We start from the raw sequence: 24,167 nt of genomic DNA on the forward strand, positions 1-24,167 counted from the left end.
TCGGGAGGTCGAGTGTCCACTGTCGTCGTCCGACGGCCGGCCCGACGGCCGGCACCGGAGATCCCCGTCGGCGAGGTGCCGGTGCAGGCCCCGCCGGAGATCCCGGCCGGCACCGGTGGACGCTGGCAGCAGATGCTGATGGTGCTGCCGATGCTCGGCGGCACGGTCGCGATGGCGATGATGTTCGGGCGGGGCGGCGGCGCGTACGCGTACGTGGTCGGCGCGATGTTCGGCCTCTCCACGCTGGCGATGCTGGCGACCTCCTGGGGCAGCGCCTCGGGCAGCCCGCGGAAGTCCGAGATGATGGCCGCCCGCCGCGAGTACCTGCGGCACCTGGCGACGTTGCGACGGCAGGTCCGGCAGACCGCGGCCCGGCAGCGCAGCGGCCTCTGCTACCGGCACCCGGATCCGCAGGGCCTCTGGTCGACGGTCGAGAGCCACCGGGTCTGGGAACGTCGCCCCACCGATCCGGACTTCGCCGTGGTGCGGGTCGCCGTCGGGCCGCAGACGCTGGCCACTCCGCTGGTCCCACCGGTCACCCGGCCGCTGGAGGAGTTGGAGCCGATGACCGCCGGGGCGCTGCGTCGCTTCCTCGATGCGTACTCGGTGGTGCCGGACCTGCCGGTGGCGGTGTCGCTGCGCAGCTTCGCCCGGGTGTTCGTCCGGGCCGCACCGGCCGGTCCCGCCGGGTCGCCGGCCGCGCAGTCGTTGGTCCGGGCGATGCTCACCCAGCTCGCGGTCTTCCACTCCCCGGACGAGCTGCTGATCGCGGTCTGCGCCGGGCCGGAACGGCGGGCTGCCTGGGAGTGGGTCAAGTGGCTGCCGCACGCCGGTCACCCGTCCCGGGGTGACGCCCTCGGCCCGGTCCGGCTGATCGCCAGCGCGGCGGCGGACCTGGAGAAGCTGCTCGACGAGGTGCTGGCCAACCGGTCCCGGTTCAGCCCGGCCGGTCCGGCCACCGACGGGCCGCACCTGGTGGTGGTGCTCGACGGCGGCGACCTGACCGGCGCCACCGAGCTGACCGGTGACGGCGGCATCGACGCGGTCACCCTGGTCGACCTGAGTTCCCCGCCGCCGCGCCTGCTGGACCGTTTCGCCCTGCTGCTGGAACTGCGCGGGGGCCGACTGCACTCGCACTCGGCGGACGGACCGGCCGAGGTCGGCACGGCCGACGCGCTGGGGGTAGCCGAGGCGGAGGCGGTGGCCCGCCGGTTGGCACCGTTGCGCCCGGCCGCCGCCCGTGGTCCGGACGCCGCGACCGGTGCCGAGCCGGGCCTGCCGGAGTTGCTCGGCATCGGCGACCCGGAGGGCTTCACCACCGAACAGGGCTGGGCGCCCCGGTCGGCCCGCGACCGGTTGCGGGTGCCGATCGGCGTCGGGGTGGACGGCGCCGCCGTCGAGCTGGACCTGAAGGAGTCGGCGCAGGACGGCATGGGTCCGCACGGGCTGCTGATCGGGGCCACCGGCTCGGGCAAGTCCGAGCTGCTGCGGACCCTGGTGGTGGGGCTGGCCGCCACGCACTCCTCCGAGCAGCTCAACTTCGTGCTGGTCGACTTCAAGGGCGGGGCCACCTTCGCCTCGTTCGACCGGCTGCCGCACACCGCCGCCGTGATCACCAACCTGGCCGACGCGTTGCCACTGGTGGACCGGATGGTCGACGCGATCAACGGCGAGCTGGTACGCCGGCAGGAGCTGCTGCGTCGCGCCGGCAACTTCGCCGGCCTGCGTGACTACGAGCGAGCCCGGGCGGCCGGCAGCGCACTGGCCCCGCTGCCGTCGCTGCTGCTGGTCTGCGACGAGTTCTCCGAGCTGCTGTCGGCCAAGCCCGACTTCGTCGACCTGTTCGTGCAGATCGGCCGGTTGGGGCGGTCGCTCGGGGTGCACCTGCTGCTGGCCAGCCAGCGGTTGGAGGAAGGGCGGCTGCGGGGGCTGGACACCCACCTGTCGTACCGGATCGGTCTGCGGACCTTCTCGTCGCTGGAGTCGCGCACGGTGCTCGGCGTGCCGGACGCGTACGAGCTGCCCCGTTCGCCGGGTCACGGCTACCTGCGCTCCGGCACCGAGCCGCTGGTGCGTTTCAAGACCGCGTACGTCTCCGGGGCGGTCCGTCGACGTGCTGCGGCGGTCGGCGCGGCCGGGTCCGAGCGCCCACGTCTGCTCACCTTCACCACGCACTTCACACCCGAACCGGAGCCGCCCGTCGCTCCGGTCGTCGAGGAGGACGAGGAGCCGGGCCGGGAGACCCTGCTGGACCTGCTGATCGGACGCCTCGCCGGCCAGGGGCCGCCGGCACACCGGGTGTGGCTGCCGCCGCTGGACGGCGCACCGGGGCTGGACGAGGTGGTCGGGCCGGTGACCCTGCACCCGTCCCGGGGGCTGAGCTCCGGCAATCCGGAGCTGCACGGGGCGTTGCAGGTGCCGGTGGCGGTGGTCGACAAGCCGTACGAGCAGCGGCGCGACCTGCTCTGGCTGGCGTTGGACGGCGCCGCCGGGCACGTGGCGGTGGTCGGCGGTACGCAGAGCGGCAAGTCCACCGCGCTGCGGACGCTGATCTGCGCGCTGGCGCTCACCCACACCCCCGCCGAGGTGCAGGTCTACGGTCTGGACTTCGGCGGCGGCGGGTTGGCCGCGCTGCGCGACCTGCCGCACGTCGGCGGGATCACCGGTCGCGCCGACCCGACCGGTGTACGCCGCACCGTGGGCGAGATGGCCACCCTGCTGACGGACCGGGAACGCGCCTTCGCCGAACTCGGTGTCGAGTCGATGGCGGCCTGGCGACGTCGGCGGGTCGAGCAGACCGCCGCAGGCGCGCCCGATACCGACCGGTTCGGCGACGTCTTCCTCGTCGTCGACGGCTGGACCACGCTGCGCGGCGAGTACGACGACCTGGAGCCGCTGATCACCGACCTCGCCACCCGGGGACTCTCCTACGGCGTGCACGTGGTGGCCACGGCGGTGCGGTGGTTGGACTTCCGACCGGCCATCCGGGACCTCTTCGGCTCGCGGCTGGAGCTGCGCCTCGGTGACCCGTCGGACTCGGTGGTCGCCCGGCGGGCGGCGGCGGACGTGCCGGAGCGTACGCCGGGTCGCGGCATCACCACCGGGAGCCTGCATTTTCTCACCGCTCTGCCGCACCTCGCCGACGCGGACACCGCCGCTCTGGTGCGACGAGCGGCGGAGGGCTGGTCCGGTCCGCCGGCGCCCCGGGTACGGCTGCTCCCGGCGGTGCTGCCCTATGCCGAGGTCGACCTGACCACCACCGCCGGGCTGCGGATCCCGGTCGGGATCGCCGAGGCGGACCTGCGTCCGGTGGTGCTCGACTTCGGCACCGAGCCGCACTTCGTGGTCTACGGCGACGCCGAGTGCGGCAAGTCGTCGTTCCTCCGCGCGCTGGCCCAGACGATCGTCACCCGGTTCACGCCGGAGCAGGCGCGGGTGATCCTGGTGGACTACCGGCGCAGCCTGCTCGGCGCGATCGAGACCGAGCACCTGATCGGGTACGGCACCGCCGCCGCGCACACCGCCGACCTGGTGGAGTCCGCAGCCGGCTACCTCCAGGACCGTACGCCCGGTCCGGAGGTCGGTCCGGCGCAGTTGCGCGACCGGTCGTGGTGGACCGGCCCGGAGTTGTTCGTCCTGGTCGACGACTACGACCTGGTGGCGAGCGGGCCGGCGAACCCGCTGCGGGCGTTGGAGGAGCACCTGCCGCACGCCCGCGACGTCGGGTTGCACCTGGTGCTGGTGCGCCGCTGCGGCGGTGCCGCCCGCGCCCAGTACGAGCCGGTCGTGCAGCGACTACGCGAACTGTCCACCTCGGGCCTGGTGATGTCGGGCAGCCCCGAGGAGGGTGCGTTGGTCGGTGCGGTCCGGCCCGGTCCGCTGCCGCCCGGACGTGGTCGACTGTCCACTCGACGGGAGGGCGTCCGCCTGGTTCAACTGGCGTACCTGCCGCCACAGTGACGTCGAGTCCACGGAACGTCCCTGGAAGCCGGAGCGAACCGGTAATCTCCGATCGTCATGTGTCCCTGCGACGAATGGCTGAGGATGTGACCAGGGTGCGGCAGAGCGGCCCGCCGGGGCCGCGACGGTTCGCGCATCGCGTGCTGCTGGCGGCGGCGGTCACGGCGCTGTCGGTCGCGGTCGCGGTCGTGCCGGCCGCCGCCGTGCCGGTCGCCCCGACCTCGTTCGGCGTGCCGGTGGCCTTCGCCCCGGACACCGCCGAGCGCGCCGACCAGGTCCGTGACGAGCAGTGGCAACTCGACAAGCTCGGCGCGCAGATCGCCTGGCGTACCTCGACCGGGCGCGGTGTGATCGTCGCGGTGATCGACTCCGGCGTGGACGGTTCCCACCCGGACCTGGCCGGTCAGGTGCTTCCCGGTCTCGACCTGGTCGCCCCGGACGGTGCCGCCGAACCCGATCCGGTCGGGCACGGCACCACGGTCGCCGGCCTGATCGCCGGACGCAACGACGACCGCCGGGGCGTGGTGGGGCTGGCCCCCGACTCCCGCATCCTGCCGGTACGCGTGCTCGACGAGGAGAACCGGTACGACGACGCCTTGATCGTCGCCAAGGGTGTCCGATGGGCGGTCGACAACGGCGCCAAAGTGATCAACCTGTCGCTCGGCGGCAACGGCGACAGCCCCGCCCTGGCCGCCGCCATCGACTACGCCTTCGCCAAGGACGTGGTGGTGGTCGCCTGCACCGGCAATCTCGCCACGTCACCGGAGGCGAAGGTGTGGTACCCGGCCCGGGAGCCGGGCGTCATCGCCGTCTCCGGGTTGGAGCGCAACAGCGACAACCTGTGGAGCGGCGCGATCACCGGTCGCGCCACCGTCCTCACCGCCCCGGCCAGCGGCCTGGTCGGCGCCCGGCCGCCGCAGGGGTACTGGCGGGTGCAGGGCACCAGCTTCGCGGCACCGCTGGTCGCCGCCACCGCCGCCCTGGTCCGGTCCCGCTACCCGCAGATGTCCGCCGGGGACGTGGTGAACCGGCTGCTGGTCACCGCCAAGGACATCGGGCCCACCGGACGCGACGACCGGTTCGGCTACGGGTTGGTCGACCCGATCGCGGCGCTGACCGCGGACGTACCGCTGGTCGGTGACAACCCGCTGGACGACAACGACTCGCCCGGGGTGACCGGCTTCGGCCCGGCGCCCGGCTCGGTGCCGGTCGGCGACCACGACGCCGAGCAACTCGGCCTGACCGGGTCGCAGCAGGAGACCCGGTGGCGGGCGCGCGCCGCCGGGGCGGCGGAGGACACCGGCCCGGTACGCCTCTGGGTCGGCTCGGCGATCCTCGTCGCCCTGGTCACCGGCGCGGCGCTGATGGTGCGCCGGCTGCGGCGACGCTGAGCGGGCCCGCCGGGCAATCCGGCGATCCCGGGTCTTCGATCCTGCTCGGCGGGGTACAACCGTCGGCGTGAGTGCCTCAGGCCGGCGCACGACGGCGCCCCCGCCGGTCCGCGACCCGTTCGGTCCCGCGGACGGCCCGTCGGGGCTACGTCCCGGTCACACCGCCTCCGGCCTGTCGATGCTCGTGCCGTTCGTGCTGCTCGCCACGCTGGTGGTGGGCGACTGGCCGCCGCTGCGCCGGCTGGACGCGGCGATCACCGCCGACCTGCACGACTTCGCCCACGACCACCCGGCCTGGGTGTCGGTGATGGGCCTCTGGACGGACGTGTTCGCACCGATGCCGCTGCGCGCCGGGGCGTTGTGTCTGGTGGTCTGGCTGGCCTACCGGGGTGCGCGGCGACTGGCCGTCTGGGTCACCACCACCATGGTGCTCGGCGGCCTGCTCGGGCCGCTGCTCAAGCTCGTGGTGGGCCGTCCGCGACCGGATCTGCCCGAGCCGGTGGCGCTGGCCCCCGGCCTGTCCTTCCCGTCGGGACACGCGCTGAACGCGGCGCTGGCCGCCGGTGTGCTGCTCGTGGTGTTCCTGCCCCGGACCAGGGCGCGGTCGGCGGGCCGGGTGGCGGTCTGGGCCGCCGCGCTCGCCATCGCCCTGGTCACCGGGTTCAGTCGGGTCGCGCTCGGCGTGCACTGGACCAGCGACGTGGTCGCCGGATGGCTGCTCGGCACGGCGGTGGTCACCGCGACCACCGTGGCCTTCACGCTCCTGGCCCGGCGGTCGCCGCCCGACGACTGACCGTCAGGTGCACTCGCCGGTGCCCACGCCCCGGGTCCGCTCCGCACCGGCCAGCGCCACCGGCCGGGCCTCGGCGGCGGTCACCGCGAAGCCGGTGTTCGGGTCGTACGCGGCCGCCGCGAAGATCACCCCGAGCACCAGGCCGTTCGAGGAGACCAGCGGCCCGCCGGAGTTGCCGCTGCGCACCAGTGCCCGGATCGTGTAGATCTCCCGGGTCACCTCCCCGGACGAGTAGATGTCCGGCCCCTTGATCCGGTCGACGTCGCGGATCCGCGCCGACTGGGCGTTGTACGGTCCGTCCAGCGGGAAGCCGAGCACGATGGCGTCCGCGCCGGAGGTGGTGTTGCCGGCGGCGAACCGCATGGACGGGCCGGGCAGGTTCGGCACGTACAGCACGGCCAGGTCGCGGTCCGGGTCGTAGACGACCACGACGCCGTCGTACCGCTCGCCGCGCAGTTCCACCGCGACCGAGTCGGTGCCGGCGACCACGTGCGCGTTGGTCATCACCCGGTCGTCGGCGTACACGAAGCCGGAGCCCTCGATGCGGCGCGAACAACTCTTGGCCGAGCCGAGCACCTTGACCACCGACTGTTGGCCGTTCGCCACCACCGGCGACCCGGCCAGCGCCGGGTCGGGCGGCTCGACCTGCCGGGCCTGGGTACGGCGCAGGCCGTCGAAGACGTCCGGGAAGCCGTTGGTGTCGACGGTGTCGCGCAGCGCGGTGGAGAGCTGTTGGGCCTGGTCCGGCATTACCTGGTCGACCACGTTGAGCAGCGCGCTGCTGCGTACCGAGTTGGCGAGCCAGGGCACCGAGGAGGAGCCGAGCGGCACCGCCACCAGCCAGGCGACCAGGAGCACCGCGAAGAGCGAGACGAAGGCGCCGCCGATGTCGTCGAGCCGTCGACCCGTGTGGCTGGCGATGGTGCGGCGCAGATGGGAGCCGAGCCATCCGGCGAGCGCCTGACCGATCACCGCCAGGCCGAAGATGGCGACGAGCGAGATCAGCACGCGGGTGCCGCTGTCCACGAACTGCTGGGCGAACATCGGCCCGATCTGGAGCCCGATCAGCGCACCGAGGAAGAACCCGGAGAACGAGAGCACCCCGATGACGAATCCCTGTCGGTATCCGCTGATCGCGAACACGAGCATGAGTAACAGCAGAACGAGATCAACGGCCGACACGGGTCAAGCGTACGGGCCGCAGGCTCGTGGGATGACGATCGCTTGCGGAAGGTGACGACGCGGTCAGCGGACCGCGCTCTCGTCCACCTCGTCGGTGCCGGCCGAGGGGGCGGGTGACGCGCCGGACGGGGGCAGGTCGATCACCTGTCCGTGCGGCCACGGCCGGCTCCAGCCGCCCATCTCCAGCAACGCGGCCAGCACCCCGGCGGTGAAGCCCCAGACCAGCATGCCGCGGACCGAGAAGGCGGGGCCGACCCAGCCGCTGGAGTGGCGTACCCGGACCCGGTTGTCGGGGTCGACCAGTTCGGTGACCGGCAGCCGGGCCACGTGCGCCACCTCGGCCGGTTCCCGGGGGTGCACCCGGTGCGGCGCGTGCCACCAGGCGAGCACCGGCGTCACCACGAACTCGCTGACCGGGATCCACAGTCTCGGCAACTCGGCCAGCACGGTGACGCTGGCCGGGTCGAGGCCGACCTCCTCGTTGGCCTCACGCAGCGCGGTTGCGGCGGCGTCGGCGTCGCCCGGGTCGGCGGCACCGCCCGGGAACGCCGGCTGTCCGGCGTGGTTACGCAGCGTCGCGGCCCGCTGGAGCACCAGCACGTCCGGGCCGGTCTCGGCGTCCTCACCGAGCAGCACCAGCACGGCGCTCTCCCGGCCGCCCTGCTCCGGGGTGCGGATCTGGGTGAAGTCCTCCATGCGTGCGGTACCGAGCCGCACCAGCAGCGGGTCCAGCCAGTCCGGCACCGGCCGCCGCGTGCCGGACGTCGTCCGCCCCGGGGTCACGCCGGTTGGCACCTCGCTCACGCCGGTACCGAAATGTCGAGGTGCTGCTGGACGAGTTCGGCGAGGCGGGCGTCGTCGAGGGCGCCCGAGGTGTCGATGTGCCGCACACCGCCGTCGGCGCCGACGAACACCGTCATCGGGAACGCGTTGCGTTCCAGGGCCCGCTGGAACGCCTTGCCCTGGTCGAACAGCATCGGGAACCGTACGCCGAAGTCCTCGCCGATGGACTGCGCGGCGCGGCGGCTGTCCTGGGTGTTCACCCCGATCACCCGCAGTTTCCCCTCGGTCTGCTCGCTGAGCCGCTGGAAGGCGGGCAGTTCCTCGCGGCAGGGCGGGCACCAGGAGGCCCAGATGTTGATCACGGCCGGTCCGGGGATGTCGCGCACGGCGACCGGGGTGCCACCGGTGAAGCAGGTGAGGGTCAGCTCGGGCAGCCGATCGCCCTGCGGAGTGCCGTTCCCGGCAGCGCCGGGCTCGGCGACGAGGGAGGTGCACTCCTCGAACGGGGACGGCCGGCTGGTGCCCGTGTCCGGCCCGGCAGCGGAGGGCTGGTCACTCTCGGGCGTGCACGCCACGGTGCCGAGCAGCAACAGTGGCAGGGACATCAGGGCCAGTCGGCGGATCACGGCGCCTCCGCCCGGACCGCCTGCACCGGCACCAGGTCGGGGTCGACTCCGGCGGCGACGGCCAGGTCACGGGCCCGGGGGCCCTTGAGCAGCTTCGCGGCGGCGGCCGCCTCGGTCGGGCCGGTGCCGTACGACGGGCAGAGCTTGGCCAGCGTGCACGCGCCGCAGGCGGGCTTGCGGGCGTGGCAGACCCGCCGGCCGTGGAAGATGATCCGGTGCGACAGCATGGTCCAGTCGCGCTTCGGATACATCGCCCCGATCGCGTGCTCGATCTTGACCGGGTCGGTCTCGGCGGTGAGCCGCCACCGCTGGACCAGCCGCTGGAAGTGCGTATCGACGGTGATGCCGGGCACGTCGAAGGCGTTGCCGAGGATGACGTTGGCGGTCTTGCGGCCGATCCCGGGCAGGGCCACCAGGTCGGCCAGCCGGCCCGGCACCCGACCGTCGTGCCGCTCGACGAGGGCCTGGCCGAGGTGGATCAGCGAGCTGGTCTTGTTGCGATAGAAGCCGGTCGGCCGGATCAGCTCCTCCATCTCGTCCCGGTTCGCCCCGGCGTAGTCGGCGGCGCTCGGGTAGCGGGCGAAGAGCTTCGGCGTGACCTCGTTGACCTTCTTGTCGGTGCACTGAGCCGAGAGGATGGTGGCGACGGCCAACTCCAGCGCGTTGCCGTGGTTCAGCTCACAGTGGGCGTCGGGATGCGTCTCGGTCAGCACGCGGCCGATCCGCCGTGCCCGACGCGTACGACCGAGGTCGGTCTCGGGGGCGCTTCTGGTCACGACGGCCAGCCTACGTCGCCGCGCCGACGCTCCGGTCGGCCCACACGGCCGGGCCGGCGATCAGCCCTCGTCCGGCGGGCTGATCTTGCCTGCCTTGGTGAACTGCGCGCCGGTCTCCGGGAAGTCGAGCTTGGTGAGGTCGCGGAGCAGGCCGAGGCCCCGGTCGTCCGGGTCCATGGTCGGCTTGCCGATCCCGTTCATGTACGTCGAGACGAACGACCCGCCGGACCAGGTGCCGTCCGGCTCCAGGGTCACCTTGAGCACGCCGCCCCAGCCGAGGCGGCCGTTGTTGCTCAGCATGCCGCCGCCACCGGCGAAGTTGCCCAGGCTGTACGCGATCAGTCGGCCCTTGTAGAACTCCATGCCCCGCAGCACGTGCGGACCGTGGCCGACGATCAGGTCGGCGCCGGAGTCGATCATCGCGCGGGAGAACTTGATCGGGTCGCCCCGGTTCTCGCCGAGGAACATCTCGGTGCCCGGACGGGTGCGGGTCATCTCCGAGCCCTCGCCCCCCATGTGCACCTGCACCACCACGATGTCGGCCATGGTGGCGGCCTTCTCGATCACCTTCTTCGCCGACGGGATGTCGACCAGGCTGTTCGACCAGCGGTACGACGAGAAGCCGGCCACCGCGACCTTGACGCCGTCGACCTCGACCACGGTGATCTGGTCGGGCGCCCCGGTGTGCGCCAGGTCGTGCTCCTCCAGCGCCTTCTGGGTGTTCTCGTACCCCTTGGGCCCGAAGTCGTAGCCGTGGTTGTTGGCCTGGTTGAGCAGGTCGAACCCGGCGTCGGCGAGGTGTGCGGCGTACTCCGGCGGCGCGCGGAACTGGAAGCAGCGGGTCGAGTTCGCCCCGCACTTGCCGGTGCCGGTGTCCACCGTCAACGGCTCTTCCAGGTTGCCCATCGCCACGTCGGCGGCGATCGCCTTCTTGACCGAGTCGAAGAAGCCCTTGCCGCCGTTGGGCGGCAGCCGGTTGGGCGCGTTGCCCATCACGATGTCACCGGTGGCGGAGAGGGAGATGGTCTTGACCTCGGGCGGGGTCGACTCGACCGGCCCGGCGGTCCCACCACCGCCCGCGCCGGGCTGCCAGACCGGCTCCTGACCGAGATCGGCGCAACCGGCGAGCAGCAGCACGGCGAGCAGCGCACCGAGCGCGGCCGGGAAACGGCGACGCGAACGCGACGCGAGAGCGGCGTGGGGGCGCGGACGCGACGCCGTGGAGACACGGCGAGGCGAACGCGACGCGAGGGGGGCGCGAGCATACATCGGGGGCGACCCTACCGGGCGGGAAACACCGCGACGAGGGCCGATCGGGTGGAGGATTCAGCCCCGGAGCCGATCCGACCATGGGACGACGGTGTCGGTGCCGACCGCCGCGACCGCCGCGTGCACCGCGCGGGCCAGCGGGGCGCCCCAGGCCGAACGCGGGCCGCCGTAGGCGCTGACCGGCCCGTCCGGCGGGCAGAGCACCGTGACCGCGTCCGTCGGGGTGCCGGTGCCGGGCAGGCCGAGGTCCGAGATCGCCTGCACCTTCGCCTCCGTCGCGGTGGCCACCGCGTTGACCAGGGCCGCGTCGCCGAGCCGGGCCGGCACGTACACCACGATGTTGACCGTGCCGACCCGCTGGGCCGGGGCCGCCACGTCGGGTGCCGCCGCGGGCACCGGGGTACCCAGGCCGACAGTGGCCCAGACCTGCACACCGGTGTCGGTCCGGGCGACCACCTCGGTCACGTCGACGCCGGTCAGCAGGCCCACCCCGGGTCCGTCGAGGCCGAGCCGCCGGGCCATGCCGGCCAGGTGGTCGGCGGGGTCGTCCCGGTCGTACGACATCGGCACGGTCGCGTTCAGCACCCATCGCCGTACGCCGAGCCCGCCACCGAGCGGGCCGGTGCCGACCGCCCGCAACGGCCGCACGGCGCGCCACACGAGTAGCGGAATGTCCCTTCCGTCCTCGTGGCGGGTGGTCACCTGGGGCTCACTCAGCACGCCGTGACCCTACGGCCGACGGCCTCGCCGGTCGTCGGCGGCCCGCGCGGGCGAGCGATGGTACCGGGCGACCGACACGGGAAGGTTACGCCCAACGATCAAGATTCCAGGGGTGCACCTCTGATTCCTGCTCACGTGCGCCTAGACTGGGCGGCGCGCGAGGGATCAGCGGACGGCGACCCGGCCGACAGACGGCACGCGCAACCGGAGGTGCGCGATGGACGAGGTACTGGCCCGCAGCGGGATCTTCCAGGGAGTCGACCCGGAGGCTGCCGAGGCGCTCGCCAAGGAGATGGAGACGATCGAGGTCCGCAAGGGCGAGGTCGTGTTCAACGAGGGCGAGCCCGGCGACAGTCTCTACATCCTGCTGTCCGGCAAGATCAAGGTCGGGCGACGGGCCGCGGACGGCCGGCAGAACCTGATCGCGGTGATGGGCCCGTCGGACATGGTGGGCGAGCTGTCGCTGTTCGACCCGGGTCCGCGTACGGCGACCGCCACCGCGGTGACCGACAGCCGCCTGGCCCGGCTGCGCAAGCAGGCGCTGCGGCCGTGGCTGAACAACCGGCCGGAGATCGCCGAGCAGCTGCTGCGCGTGCTCGCCCGCCGACTGCGCCGGACCAACGACGCCCTGGCCGACCTGATCTTTACCGACGTCCCCGGCCGGGTCGCCAAGAACCTGCTCCAGATGGCCGGCCGCTTCGGCACCCGGGACGGCGGCGTGCTGCGCGTGACGCACGACCTGACCCAGGAGGAGATCGCCCAGCTCGTCGGCGCCTCCCGCGAGACGGTCAACAAGGCGCTGGCCGACTTCGCCTCGCGGGGCTGGCTCCGGCTGGACGGCAAGAGCATCATCATCCTCGACCCGGAGCGCCTGGCCCGCCGCGCGCGGGTCTGACCACCCTCTGTCCTCCACCGCCCGGTCGCCCACTCGCGGCCGGGCGGTGTCGTGTCCGGGCAGCCGTGTCCAGGCTGGGTCGCGGCCGGGCGGTGTCGTGTCCGGGTTCGCCACCGTCGCCGGTGACCGTGTCGGGCGGCGCACTGCGCGGTCGTAAAAAAGTCAGTCTTGACTGTTTGTTTTTCGGGCGGCAGGCTGTGTCCGTGCCTCCCGCATCGACCCGCGTCCCTCAACAGCAGCGCAGCCGCGCCACCCAGGCCCGGCTGTTGGAGGCGACCGTCGAGTGCCTGGTCGAGCACGGCTGGTCCGGCACCACGACCACGGTGGTGGCGGCCCGGGCCGGAGTCTCCCGAGGCGCCCAGCTACACCACTACCCGACCCGGACCGCCCTGGTCACCGCCGCCGTGACCCACCTGACCGAACGCCGGGCGGCGGAGCTGCGGGCCGAGGCGGAGGCACTGCCGGCCGGCCCCCGCCGACTGGACCGGGTGGTCGACCTGCTCGCCGCCGCCTTCACCGGGCCGCTCTTCGTGGCCGCCCTCGAACTCTGGGTGGCCGCCCGCACCGACGCCGAACTGCGGGCCGCGTTGCTGCCGCTGGAGACCCGGGTCGGGCGGGAGATGCACCGGCTGACCGTCGAGCTGCTCGGCGTGGACGAGCGACGGCCGGGCGTACGCGAGGCGGTGCAGGCCACCCTCGACCTGCTCCGAGGACTCGGCGTGGCCAACCTGCTCAGTGACGACTCGGCCCGCCGGGCCGCCCTGCTGCACGCCTGGAAACGCCAGTTCACCACCCTGCTCACCCCCGCCGACGCCCGACCGGAAGGCGAGCGGGACTGATCCCCACCGGAGGCACCGTGGTCGACCTGGCCGTCCTGCTCACCGACCTGGCCGCCGAGTCAGCGCAGCTCGACGCGCTCGTCGCGCCCCTGCCCGAGGCGGAGTGGGAGCGGCCCACCCCGGCGGCGGGCTGGACGGTCGCCCACCAGATCGCCCACCTGGCCTGGACCGACCACGTGTCCCACCTGGCAGCGACCGACCCGGACGCGTTCCACGCCTCGGTCGCCGCCGCCCCGGATCCGGCCCGTCTGGTCGACGCGGGCGCGGAGGCGTTCCTCGCCCCGCCGGAGGTGCTGCTGAGCCGCTGGCGGGTCGGCCGCAGTACGCTCGCGGCGTCGCTCGCCGCCGCTCCGGCCGGACAGAGACTGCCCTGGTACGGCACCCGCATGTCGCCCGCCTCGATGGCCACCGCACGGATCATGGAGACCTGGGCGCACGGCGAGGACGTGGCCGACGCGCTGGGCGTGTCCCGGCCCGCCACCGCCCGGCTGCGGCACATCGCACACCTGGGCTCCCGTACCGTCGGGCACAGCTTCGCCGCGCACGGCCGGGCGGTGCCGACGGTGCCGGTCCGGGTCGAGCTGCGGGCACCGGCCGGGGACACCTGGGCCTTCGGTCCGCCCGACGCGACCGACCGGGTCACCGGCCCGGCGCACGACTTCTGTCTGTTGGTGACCCGGCGGCGGCACCGCGCCGACACCGCCCTGGTCGCCGACGGGCCGGTGGCCGACGCGTGGCTGGACGTGGCACAGGCGTTCGCCGGACCACCCGGTCCCGCCCCCGCGCCCCGGTCACCGGGCGACGACCGGGCCGGAGCCGCCGCGTGAGCGCGGCCGACCAGCGGCCCCGCGCCGCCGTGCTGCGGGTCGGCAACGCGTCCGGCTTCTACGGCGACCGCTTCTCCGCCTGGCAGGAGATGCTCGACGGCGGCGAACTGGACGTGCTGACCGGCGACTACCTGGCCGAGTTGACCATGCTGATCCTCGGCCGGGACCGGATGCGCGACCCCGACCTGGGGTACGCGAGGACGTTCCTGCGACAGCTCGAAGGCTGCCTCGGCACCGCCTTGGACCGTCGGGTCGCGCTGGTCACCAACGCCGGCGGCCTCCACCCGGCGGGGCTGGCCGCCGCGATCCGCACCCTCGCCGACCGGCTCGGACTGCCCGTGCGGGTCGGGTACGTCGAAGGCGACGCCCTGGCCCGCCCGGACGCGCTCACCGCGAACGCGTACCTCGGGGCGTTCGGTATCGCCGCCTGCCTCGACGCCGGGGCGGACGTGGTGGTGACCGGCCGCGTCACCGACGCGTCCCTGGTGGTCGGCCCGGCCGTGGCCCACTTCGGCTGGACGCACGACGACCTGGACGCGCTGGCCGGCGCCACCGTGGCCGGGCACCTGATCGAGTGCGGGGCACAGGTCACCGGCGGCAACTACAGCTTCTTCACCGAGCTGCCCGACGGCGGCCACCGGCCCGGCTTCCCCGTCGCCGAGCTGCGTCGCGACGGCTCGTCGGTGCTCACCAAGCACCCCGGCACCGGCGGCGCGGTCACCGTCGAGACGGTCACCGCGCAACTGTTGTACGAGGTCGGTGCGCCCGCGTACCTCGGGCCGGACGTGGTGACCCGGCTGGACACGGTCGAGCTGAGCCCGGACGGGCCGGACCGGGTACGCGTCTGCGGTGTCCGGGGCACGCCACCGCCGGAGACGCTCAAGGTGGGCGTCAACAACCTCGGCGGTTTCCGCAACTCGATGACGTTCGTGCTCTGCGGGCTGGACATCGAGGCGAAGGCGGCCCTGGTCCGGGCACAACTGGAGGCGGCGGTCGGCACCGACGGGCTGGAGTTCCAGTTGGCCCGTACCGACCACCCGGACGCGACCGACACCGAGGTGGCGAGCGCGCTGCTGCACGTACACCTGCGGGACGGTGACCGGACGCGGGCCGGACGGGCCTTCTCGGCGGCGGCGGTGGAGTTGGCGCTGGCCTCGTACCCCGGCTGCACGCTGACCACGCTGCCCGGCGACGCCACCCCGTACGGCGTCTTCACCACCGACACCGTTCCGCAGGACGCGGTCACCCACGTCGCCGTACTGCCCGACGGCACCCGCCGCACCATCCCCCCACCCCCGGTGCGGTGTAAGGAGGGGTCCCTTCCTATACACCAGGCGATAGCAGGGGACCCCTCCTTACCTCCGGCGGCCGGCGCGGGGACGCGGCGGGGGCCGCTCGGGGAGCTGGTCGGGGCGCGCTCGGGCGACAAGGGCGGCGACGCGAACCTCGGCGTCTGGGCGCGTACCGACGCGACCTGGGCGTGGCTGCGCGGTTGGCTGACCGTGGCCCGGTTGGCCGAGCTGCTGCCGGAGACGGCCCCGCTGACCGTGCGTCGACACGAGCTGCCGAACCTGCGCGCGGTCAACTTCGTGATCGAGGGACTGCTCGGGCCCGGGGTGGCCGGATCGACCCGGTTCGACCCGCAGGCCAAGGCGCTCGGCGAGCTGCTCCGCGCCCGGGTGGTAGACCTGCCGGCGGAGCTGCCCACCGGGCCGTCAACGGCCGGCGCGGAGCTGCCCGCCGAACCGCAATCAGCCGGCGCGGAGCTGCCCGCCGGACCGGCGGCGGCCGGGGGGCCGCAGGCGTGACCATCGTGGACACGCCGGAGCGGCGTCAGTTGCGCGAGCTGACCCGGGCCTTCGTGACCCAGGAGGTGCTGCCGCACCTGGCCGACTGGGAGAGGGCCGGTGAGGTGCCCCGCGCGCTGCACGTCACCGCCGCGCGGACCGGGCTGCTCGGCGTCGGTTTCCCCGAGTCGGTCGGCGGCAGCGGCGGCGACCTGCTCGACTCGATCGTCGTCACCGAGGAGATGATCCGCTCCGGCGGATCGTCGGGGCTGGTCGCGGCCCTGTTCACGCACGGCATCGCGCTGCCGCACATGGTCGCCGCGGCCGGTGGCCGGTTGGGCGGCACGCTCCCGGGCGCGGCCGGCCCGCCGGTGCAGCGCCCGCCGACCGACGACGACCTGGTCGACCGGTACGTCCGGCCGACGCTCGCCGGTACGACGATCGGCGCGCTCGCCGTCACCGAGCCGGAGACCGGCTCCGACGTCGCCGGGATCCGCACCCATGCCCGTCGCGACGGCGAGCACTACGTGGTCAACGGTGCGAAGACGTACATCACCAGTGGCGTCCGGGCGGACTTCGTGACCACGGCGGTGCGGACCGGCCCTCCGGGCGGCGGCGAGTTGAGCCTGCTGGTGATCGAGAAGGGCACGCCCGGGTTCACCGTCGGGCGACGGCTGGAGAAGCTCGGCTGGCACTGCTCGGACACCGCCGAACTCTCCTTCGTCGACGTCCGTGTCCCGGTGGCGAACCGGATCGGCGAGGAGGGCACCGCCTTTCTCGCGATCATGCAGCACTTCGCCGCCGAGCGGCTCTCCCTGGCCACCCAGGCGTACGCGATCGCGCAGCGCTGCGTCGAGCTGTCCGTGCGCTGGTGCCGGGACCGGTCCACGTTCGGTCGTCCGCTGGTCGGGCGGCAGGTGGTCCGGCACCGGCTGGCCGAGATGCACACCCGCGCCGAGGCCGCCCGGGCGTACGTGCACCAGGTGGCCGCTCGGGTCGTCGCCGGGGAGCCGGTGGTGACCGAGGTGGCGATGGCCAAGAACGTGGCCGTGGCGGCGAGCGACTGGGTGGTCGACCAGGCCCTGCAACTGCACGGCGGCTTCGGCTACCTGCGCGACGCCGAGGTGGAGCGGCACTACCGGGACGCCCGGATCCTCGGCATCGGCGGCGGCACCACCGAGATCATGAACGAGATCGTCGCGAAGGGCATCGGCCTATGACCACGTTGCAGAGCACGGTCGACCTCACCTCGCCGACCCACCGGGCCAACCGGGAGGCGTTGCGGGACCGGATCGCCGAGCTGGACGCCGCACTCGACCAGGCACGGGCCGGCGGTGGCGAGAAGTACGTGACCCGGCACCACGCGCGCGGCAAGCTGCTGCCGCGCGAGCGCATCGAGCTGCTGCTGGACCGGGACAGCCCGTTCCTGGAACTGTCCCCGGTGGCCGCGTACGGCACGGACTTCCCGGTCGGGGCCAGCGTGGTGACCGGGATCGGGGTGGTCGAGGGCGTCGAGTGCCTGATCGTGGCGAACGACCCGACGGTACGCGGGGGCGCGGTGAACCCGTGGTCGCTGGCGAAGACCCGGCGGGCCGGGGAGATCGCGCTGGCCAACCGGCTGCCGATGGTGAACCTGGTCGAGTCGGCCGGCGCGGACCTGCCCACCCAGGCGGAGATCTTCATTCCGGGCGGCCGGGTGTTCCGTGACCTGACCCGGCTCTCGGCCGAGAAGATCCCCACGGTCAGCGTGGTCTTCGGCAACGCCACCGCCGGTGGCGCGTACGTGCCCGGGATGTCGGACTTCACCATCATGATCCGGGAGCGCTCGCAGGTCTACCTGGCCGGGCCGCCGCTGGTGAAGATGGCCACCGGCGAGGACGCCGACGACGAGTCGCTGGGCGGTGCGGCGATGCACGCCACCCGCAGCGGCCTGGCCGACTTCCTCGCCGCCGACGAGCGGGACGGCATCCGGCTGGCCCGACAGTGCGTCCGCCGGTTGAACTGGCGCAAACAGGGGCCGGGTCCGCGTACGCCGCACCCGCGCCCGCCCCGGCACGACCCGGAGGAGTTGCTCGGCATCGTCAGCGCCGATCTCAAGGTGCCGTTCGATCCGCGCGAGGTGCTCGCCCGACTGCTCGACGGCAGCGAGTTCGACGAGTTCAAGCCGGCGTACGGCACCGCCCTGGTCACCGGGTGGGGTGAACTGCACGGCTATCCGGTCGGCGTACTGGCGAACGCCCGGGGGGTGCTGTTCAGCGAGGAGGCGCAGAAGGCGACGCAGTTCATCCAGCTCGCCAACGCCGCCGACACCCCGCTGATCTTCCTGCAGAACACCACCGGCTACATGGTCGGCACCGAGTACGAGCAGCGCGGCATCATCAAGCACGGCGCTCTGATGATCAACGCGGTGTCGAACTCGACGGTGCCGCACCTGACGGTCAACCTGGGCGCCTCGTACGGGGCCGGGAACTACGGCATGTGCGGCCGGGCGTACGAGCCGAGGTTCCTGTTCACCTGGCCGAACGCGCGCTCTGCGGTGATGGGTCCGGCCCAGTTGGCCGGGGTGCTGTCCATCGTGGCCCGGCAGGCCGCCGCCGCCCGGGGCCGCGAGTTCGACGAGGACTCCGACGCCGCCATGCGGATGATGGTCGAGCAGCAGATCGAGTCCCAGTCCGGCGCGCTGTTCCTCTCCGGACGGCTCTACGACGACGGGGTGATCGATCCCCGGGACACCCGTACCGTCCTCGGGCTCTGCCTGTCGGCCGTGCACAACGCACCGGTACGCGGTGCCGCCGGCTTCGGCGTCTTCCGGATGTGAAGCCCCGTGAGCGCAAGGAACGCAGCGCAGCGGAGTCCCGCAGTCGCGAACGAAAGGCCGGCCCGATGAGCGCGAGAAAGGCCCTGCTGCCATGATCACCAGGCTTCTGGTCGCCAACCGGGGCGAGATCGCCCGCCGGATCATCGCCACCTGTCGGGTGCTCGGCGTCGAGACGGTCGCGGTGCACTCCGACGCGGACGCCGACGCGCCCTTCGTCGCGGAGGCCGACCGGGCGGTACGCCTGCCGGGGAACACGCCCGCCGAAACGTACCTGCGGATCGACCTGATCCTGGCGGCGGCCCGCCGGTCCGGCGCGGACGCCGTGCACCCGGGCTACGGCTTCCTCGCCGAGAACGCCGACGTCGCGGCGGCGGTGACCGACGCCGGGCTGACCTGGGTCGGCCCCTCGGCGAAGGCGATCGCCGCGATGGGCGACAAGCTCGCCGCCAAGGCGCTGCTCGCCGAGGCGGGCGTGCCGATGCTGCCCACCTGGACCGATCCGGGCCAGGTCACCGACTTCCCGGTGCTGGTGAAGGCGTCCGCCGGTGGTGGCGGACGCGGCATGCGCATCGTCCGGGACGCCGACAGTCTCGCCGAGGCGGTGGCGAGCGCGGGCCGCGAGGCGGCGTCGGCGTTCGGCGACGGCACCGTCTTCATCGAGCGGTACGTCGAGCGGGGCCGCCACGTCGAGGTGCAGATCGTCGGCGACCGGCACGGCAGCGTGCTGGCGCTCGGGGAGCGGGACTGTTCGATCCAGCGCCGGCATCAGAAGATCGTCGAGGAGGCTCCGGCGGTGCTCGCCCCGGAGCTGCGGGACCGGCTGCACGCGGCGGCGGTGGCCGCCGGCCGGGCCGTCGATTACGTCGGCGCGGGCACGGTGGAGTTCCTGCTCGCGCCGGACGGCGACTTCCACTTCCTGGAGATGAACACCCGTCTCCAGGTGGAGCATCCGGTGACCGAGGCGGTCACCGGGCTGGACCTGGTCCGGCTGCAACTGCTGGTCGCCGAGGGCGAGCCGCTGCCGCTGGCGGTGACGCCGCCGGTCGAGGGTCACGCGATCGAGGTGCGGCTCTGCGCCGAGGACCCGACCCAGGATTTCCTGCCCGCCACCGGCACCCTGCACCGGTTCGCGGTCCCCTGGGTGGTCGGTGAGTTCGCGCCGACCCGGGGCCTGCGGCTCGACTCCGGGGTGCGGGACGGCTCGGCGGTGCAGGTGCACTACGACTCGATGCTGGCCAAGCTGGTCGCCTGGGCACCCACCCGCGCCGAGGCCGCCCGTACGCTGGCCGCCGCGCTGGCCCGCGCCGAGTTGCACGGTGTGACCACCAACCGGGACCTGCTGGTCCGGGTGCTGCGCAGCCGGGAGTTCGGCGCGCTGGAGGTGGACACCGGGTTCCTGGAACGCCATCCCGAGGTCTTCGCCCCGCTGCTGCCGCCCGGCGAGGTGCCGCTGGTCGCGCTCGCCGCCGCACTGGCCTCGGCAGCGGCCCGGCGTGCTGCCGCGCCGGTGCTGGCCGGGCTGCCCTCCGGGTGGCGCAACGTGCCCGCCTTCCCGCAGGTCGCCCAGTTCACCGGTCCGGACGGGGAGGTCGAGGTGCGTTACCGGCTGGACCGCGACGGCGGTCTCGCCGAGTGGTCGGCAAGGCCGGAGACCGGGACGCCGAAGGACGGGGCACCGGAGGACGGGGCACCGGAGGACGGGGCACCGGAGGACGGGGCACCGGAGGACGGGGCACCGGCGGTCACCCTGGTCGAGGCGGGCCCGGAGCGGGTGGTGTTCGACGTCGACGGGGTGCGCCGGGCGTACCGGGTGCACCTGGTCGGTGCGGCGGTCTTCGTGGACGGCCCGGACGGGACGGCGAGCCTGACCGAGCTGCCGCGCTTCCCGGCGCCCGGCGCGGAGCTGGCCGCCGGGTCGCTGCTCGCCCCGCTGCCCGGGGCGGTGGCCCGGGTGCACGTGGAGGTCGGCCGGCGGGTCGCCGCCGGTGACCTGCTGCTGACCCTGGAAGCGATGAAGCTGGAACATCCCGTGCTCGCCCCGACCGACGGCGTGGTCACCGAGCTGCCGGTCGCGGCCGGCGGCCAGGTCGACACGGGTGCGGTGCTGGCCGTGGTCACCCCCATCGAGGAGGCATCGTCATGAACGTCGACCTGAGCCCGGAGCAGGAACAGCTCCGCGACGCGGTCCGGTCGCTGGGCCGGCGGTACGGCCACCGCTACTTCGTGGAGAAGGCCAAGGCCGGCGAGCACACCGACGAGCTGTGGCACGAGGCCGGCCGGCTCGGCTACCTCGGCGTCAACATCCCCACCGAGTACGGCGGCGGGGGCGGCGGCATCACCGACCTCGCCATCGTCTGCGAGGAGTTGGCCGCCGCCGGCTGCCCGTTGCTGCTGCTGGTGGTCTCCCCCGCCATCGCGGCCACCGTCATCGCCCGGCACGGCACCGAGGACCAGCGCAAACGCCACCTGCCCGGCCTGGCCGACGGCTCCCAGAAGATCGTCTTCGCGATCACCGAGCCGGAGGCCGGGTCGAACTTCCACCGCCTCGGCACCGTCGCCCGACGCGACGGCGACGACTGGGTCCTCTCCGGTCGCAAGTGCTACATCTCCGGCGTCGACGAGGCCGGGCACGTGCTCGTGGTGGCCCGGGCCGGGGACGAGAACGCCACGGACGGCGCGGGACAGCGGCTGAAGCCGGCCCTGTTCATCGTGCCGACCGACGCGCCCGGGTTGACCTGGTCCAAGCTGGACATGGAGATCCTCTCCCCGGAGAACCAGTTCCTGCTCTATCTGGACGAGGTCCGGCTGCCCGCCGACGCACTGGTCGGCGAGTCGCTCGACGCCGGACTGCCGGCGTTGTTCTCCGGGCTCAACCCGGAACGCATCACCGTCGCCGCGATGGGCGCCGGCACCGGCCGGTACGCCATCGAGCGCGCCTCGGAGTACACCGCCACCCGTAAGGTCTGGGGTGGACGCACCATCGGTACGCACCAGGGCGTGTCCCATCCCCTGGCACACGCGGCCGTCCAGGTGGAGCTGGCCCGGTTGATGATCCAGAAGGCGGCGGCGCTCTACGACGCGGGCCGCGACCTGGAGGCCGGGATCTCCGCCAACATGGCCAAGTACGCCTCCGGCGAGGCCGCCGCGCTCGCGGTCGACACCGCCGTGCAGGCGCTCGGCGGTGCCGGCATGACCACCGAGTACGGCGTGGCCACGCTGCTCGGGGCGGTACGGGCCGGTCGCATCGCCCCGGTCAGCCGCGAGATGATCCTGAACTTCGTCGCCCAACACGTGCTCGGTCAGGACAAGTCCTACTGAGCCACCCCACGTGCTCACCGGCAGGCGGCGTCCACCCGGTGCACCGGGCGTACCCGCCGGCCCAGCCCCTCCAGCAGCGAGTCCTCGACGTGGAAGTCGTGGATCCACAGCCGGTAGCGGGGCAGCTCCTCCTCGGAGGGGCAGAGCACCTGTTCGCGTACGAAGTCGACGGGCACGTACCGGACGCCGCCCCGCTCCTGGAGGATCACCGTGTGCACGTCGTCGGTGGTCACCACGTGCCCCCGGATCTCCTCGGTGGCCTCGGGGGTGGCCCCGACCGTGGTCACGGTGAGCGGCAGCACCGGTGTGCTGATCACGGGCAACGCCGCCCAGACCAGCACCACGAGCACGGCGGCCTGACTCAGTGGGGCGAAGGCCCGCAGCACCACCCGGGGCAGCGGCCCGGCGACGAGGAGCGCCAGCAGCGGCGGCACCACCAGCAGCGCGATCGGCAGCGGTTCGGCCTGTTCCCACGCGTCGCGCAAGGTGGGGACGAGCAGCCACAGGTAACCCGCGTACCCCGCCGTGATCATCAGGACGCGGACCGCCGGACGCTCGTGCAGCCGGACCGGCGTGAGCCCGAACGCCGCCGCCAGGGTCGGCAACAGCAGCGGAAGATACAGCAGCGGCCAGGTGACCAGGGCCATCAGGAAGCTCGCCGCGATGAACCAGCTCGGTGTGACGTCCATCCAGCGGGCGAAGAGCGAGCGTCGGGCGGTGGCCTCCCGGCTGGCCGCGAGCACCCCGCCGAGCGCGAACACCGCGACCAGCGCGGTGCAGAGCAGGCGGGCCGCCGTGGTGAGGAAGCCGGCCAGCATGTTGACCGGTCCCACGTTGGCCACCAGCAGCAGCGTGGTCTGCAACTCGCCGCCGGCCTCGACGCCGAGCCGGAGCACCGAGAAGACCGCCGGTACGCCGACCACCGCCGTCCAGAACGACTGGCTGGCCCGGGCCCGGCGCTCGGTCCGGTCCACGTCGACGTCCATGCGCCCACTCGACGTGGCGGGTCCGTCCGGCTCGGCCGGGTCGTCCGGCTCGGCCGGCACGGCGGCGCCGTCCACCGGCGGCTGCGCCGGGACGGAGGGCATCACCTGGTACGGCACCGGCCGGTCGGCGTCCGGGGCGTTGCCGGTGGGCGCCGCCGGCGTGCTCATCGCCCCGGCACCTTGTCGTCGAAGTCGACCAGTCGGGGCACGTCGAGCGGCTGTGGTTGCCGCTTCTCCGCGCGCAGCCACGGACCCAGCGTCCGGTTGTACGCGACCTGCCACGGGCTGATCTCCCCGTTGCGTCCCTGCCGGTAGCTCTTGTCGAGGAAGTACGCCACGAGGTCGCGCAGCGCGGGGTCGCCGATGGGCACGCCGATGCCGAGCAGTTCGCTGGTGCCGAAGGGCATGTCCACGATCTCGAACTCGGTCGGGTAGCGGGCCACGAAGCCGGCGAGGATCGTCTCGTCCGAGCTGACCGCGTCGTACCGGCCGTCCAGGATGCCCTCGACGCAGTCGCCGACGTCCTTCACCACCACCGCGCGCACCTGGTGCCGTTCCAGTTCCGCCTCGGTGGTGGAGCCACCGCTGGTGCAGATCTGGAACTTCGGGTTCCGCAGGTCCTCGATGGTCCGGATGGTGTCCCGGTGCCGGCTCGGCACCATCACCTCCTGCGTGGTCACCAGGTACGGCCCGGCGAAGCTGACCTGCTTCTTACGCTCCTCGGTGATGGAGAAACTGGAGACCACCAGGTCGACCATCCCACCTTGGAGCGCGGGGATCCGGTCCTCGGTGGAGATCGGCACGAACTCGATCCGGTGGTCGCCCTCGAAGCCGAGCGAAGCGGCGATGTAGCGCGCGATCTCGACGTCGAAGCCGACGTGTCCGCCGTCGCGTACGTCGCCCATCAGCGGCTCGTTGCTCGACACCCCGATCCGCAGCACGTTCTGCTCCCAGACGTGTGACTCGCGGAGCTTCTCCTGCACCGAGGGCAGTTCCGGCTCCCGCTGGCTGTCACAACCGGCCGCCGCGCCCAGGAACAGAGTCAGGGCGACCGCGAGGGTGGTGGCGACCGAGCGGAACCGGGTGGTGGAGAGCCGTCCGACCATGGATCACCTCACTACTTTTCGAAGTTGTCATGACACCGAAAGTAGCGAGTGCCTGCCAGTCGACATCGTTGTGAAACGCACCGGGGTGCGG

The 24,167-nt window shown here is 73.2% G+C and carries 19 protein-coding genes; 11 read left to right on the forward strand and 8 right to left on the reverse strand.

The window, feature by feature from the left end:
* The first annotated feature begins 12 nt into the window (after positions 1-12).
* From eccCa to ACWDVW_RS17685, 3 genes are all read left to right on the forward strand, one after another.
* A complete protein-coding gene (gene eccCa, locus ACWDVW_RS17675; protein ID WP_449949857.1) occupies positions 13-3,960 on the forward strand; it encodes a type VII secretion protein EccCa in 3,948 nt (1,315 codons plus the stop codon).
* 74 nt (positions 3,961-4,034) lie between these two features.
* Positions 4,035-5,351 (forward strand): type VII secretion-associated serine protease mycosin, encoded by a 1,317-nt coding sequence (mycP, locus tag ACWDVW_RS17680; protein ID WP_449949860.1) that lies wholly within the window; start codon positions 4,035-4,037, stop codon positions 5,349-5,351.
* A 67-nt stretch (positions 5,352-5,418) separates the two neighbouring features.
* On the forward strand, positions 5,419-6,144 hold the full coding sequence (locus ACWDVW_RS17685; RefSeq protein WP_449949862.1) for a phosphatase PAP2 family protein: 726 nt from the start codon (positions 5,419-5,421) through the stop codon (positions 6,142-6,144).
* Positions 6,145-6,147: 3 nt separating this feature from the next.
* Here the strand turns inward: ACWDVW_RS17685 and ACWDVW_RS17690 are convergent, their stop codons facing one another.
* The 6 genes from ACWDVW_RS17690 to ACWDVW_RS17715 all read right to left on the reverse strand — a co-directional run bounded on the left by ACWDVW_RS17690 (position 6,148) and on the right by ACWDVW_RS17715 (position 11,500).
* Complete coding sequence (locus ACWDVW_RS17690; RefSeq protein WP_449949865.1) at positions 6,148-7,326, reverse strand: MarP family serine protease; 1,179 nt, start codon at positions 7,324-7,326, stop codon at positions 6,148-6,150.
* 63 nt (positions 7,327-7,389) lie between these two features.
* Entirely contained in the window at positions 7,390-8,022 is a 633-nt protein-coding gene (locus tag ACWDVW_RS17695; RefSeq protein WP_449950009.1) for an NUDIX hydrolase, read from the reverse strand.
* A 104-nt stretch (positions 8,023-8,126) separates the two neighbouring features.
* Complete coding sequence (locus ACWDVW_RS17700) at positions 8,127-8,714, reverse strand: TlpA family protein disulfide reductase (RefSeq protein WP_449950012.1); 588 nt, start codon at positions 8,712-8,714, stop codon at positions 8,127-8,129.
* Positions 8,715-8,731: 17 nt separating this feature from the next.
* Positions 8,732-9,511, reverse strand: a complete 780-nt coding sequence (gene nth, locus ACWDVW_RS17705) for an endonuclease III (protein WP_449949868.1) — start codon at positions 9,509-9,511, stop codon at positions 8,732-8,734.
* A 60-nt stretch (positions 9,512-9,571) separates the two neighbouring features.
* Positions 9,572-10,780, reverse strand: coding sequence for a CapA family protein (locus ACWDVW_RS17710; protein ID WP_449949871.1), 1,209 nt, complete (start codon positions 10,778-10,780; stop codon positions 9,572-9,574).
* 57 nt (positions 10,781-10,837) lie between these two features.
* Positions 10,838-11,500: an adenosylcobinamide amidohydrolase gene (locus tag ACWDVW_RS17715; protein ID WP_449949874.1), complete on the reverse strand. Its 663-nt coding sequence runs from the start codon at positions 11,498-11,500 to the stop codon at positions 10,838-10,840.
* A 217-nt stretch (positions 11,501-11,717) separates the two neighbouring features.
* Here ACWDVW_RS17715 and ACWDVW_RS17720 point away from each other — a divergent pair, with 217 nt between their 5' ends.
* From ACWDVW_RS17720 to ACWDVW_RS17755, 8 genes are all read left to right on the forward strand, one after another.
* The gene (locus ACWDVW_RS17720) at positions 11,718-12,395 is read left to right on the forward strand and encodes a Crp/Fnr family transcriptional regulator (RefSeq protein ID WP_013736306.1); all 678 of its coding nucleotides are present in this window, start codon (positions 11,718-11,720) and stop codon (positions 12,393-12,395) included.
* 203 nt (positions 12,396-12,598) lie between these two features.
* Positions 12,599-13,234 (forward strand): TetR/AcrR family transcriptional regulator, encoded by a 636-nt coding sequence (locus ACWDVW_RS17725; protein WP_449949877.1) that lies wholly within the window; start codon positions 12,599-12,601, stop codon positions 13,232-13,234.
* A 17-nt stretch (positions 13,235-13,251) separates the two neighbouring features.
* On the forward strand, positions 13,252-14,061 hold the full coding sequence (locus tag ACWDVW_RS17730) for a TIGR03084 family metal-binding protein (RefSeq protein WP_449949880.1): 810 nt from the start codon (positions 13,252-13,254) through the stop codon (positions 14,059-14,061).
* Positions 14,058-15,869, forward strand: a complete 1,812-nt coding sequence (locus ACWDVW_RS17735; protein WP_449949883.1) for an acyclic terpene utilization AtuA family protein — start codon at positions 14,058-14,060, stop codon at positions 15,867-15,869. The genes ACWDVW_RS17730 and ACWDVW_RS17735 overlap by 4 nt, the downstream gene beginning before the upstream one ends.
* Positions 15,866-17,068: an acyl-CoA dehydrogenase family protein gene (locus tag ACWDVW_RS17740; RefSeq protein WP_449949886.1), complete on the forward strand. Its 1,203-nt coding sequence runs from the start codon at positions 15,866-15,868 to the stop codon at positions 17,066-17,068. Before ACWDVW_RS17735 ends, ACWDVW_RS17740 begins: the two co-directional genes overlap by 4 nt.
* A complete protein-coding gene (locus ACWDVW_RS17745; protein ID WP_449949888.1) occupies positions 17,065-18,666 on the forward strand; it encodes an acyl-CoA carboxylase subunit beta in 1,602 nt (533 codons plus the stop codon). Before ACWDVW_RS17740 ends, ACWDVW_RS17745 begins: the two co-directional genes overlap by 4 nt.
* A 91-nt stretch (positions 18,667-18,757) precedes the next feature.
* Positions 18,758-20,809, forward strand: a complete 2,052-nt coding sequence (locus tag ACWDVW_RS17750) for an ATP-binding protein (protein ID WP_449949891.1) — start codon at positions 18,758-18,760, stop codon at positions 20,807-20,809.
* On the forward strand, positions 20,806-21,984 hold the full coding sequence (locus ACWDVW_RS17755; protein WP_449949894.1) for an acyl-CoA dehydrogenase family protein: 1,179 nt from the start codon (positions 20,806-20,808) through the stop codon (positions 21,982-21,984). Before ACWDVW_RS17750 ends, ACWDVW_RS17755 begins: the two co-directional genes overlap by 4 nt.
* 14 nt (positions 21,985-21,998) lie before the next feature.
* On the opposite strand, the gene ACWDVW_RS17760 is transcribed toward ACWDVW_RS17755, so the two are convergent.
* A complete protein-coding gene (locus tag ACWDVW_RS17760; RefSeq protein ID WP_449949897.1) occupies positions 21,999-23,138 on the reverse strand; it encodes a hypothetical protein in 1,140 nt (379 codons plus the stop codon).
* Positions 23,135-24,076 carry a transporter substrate-binding domain-containing protein gene (locus tag ACWDVW_RS17765; RefSeq protein WP_449949900.1) on the reverse strand — a complete coding sequence of 314 codons (942 nt, stop codon included), beginning with the start codon at positions 24,074-24,076 and terminating at the stop codon, positions 23,135-23,137. Before ACWDVW_RS17765 ends, ACWDVW_RS17760 begins: the two co-directional genes overlap by 4 nt.
* Positions 24,077-24,167 lie beyond the last annotated feature (91 nt).

It is taken from the genome of Micromonospora sp. NPDC003241 (assembly GCF_053589795.1).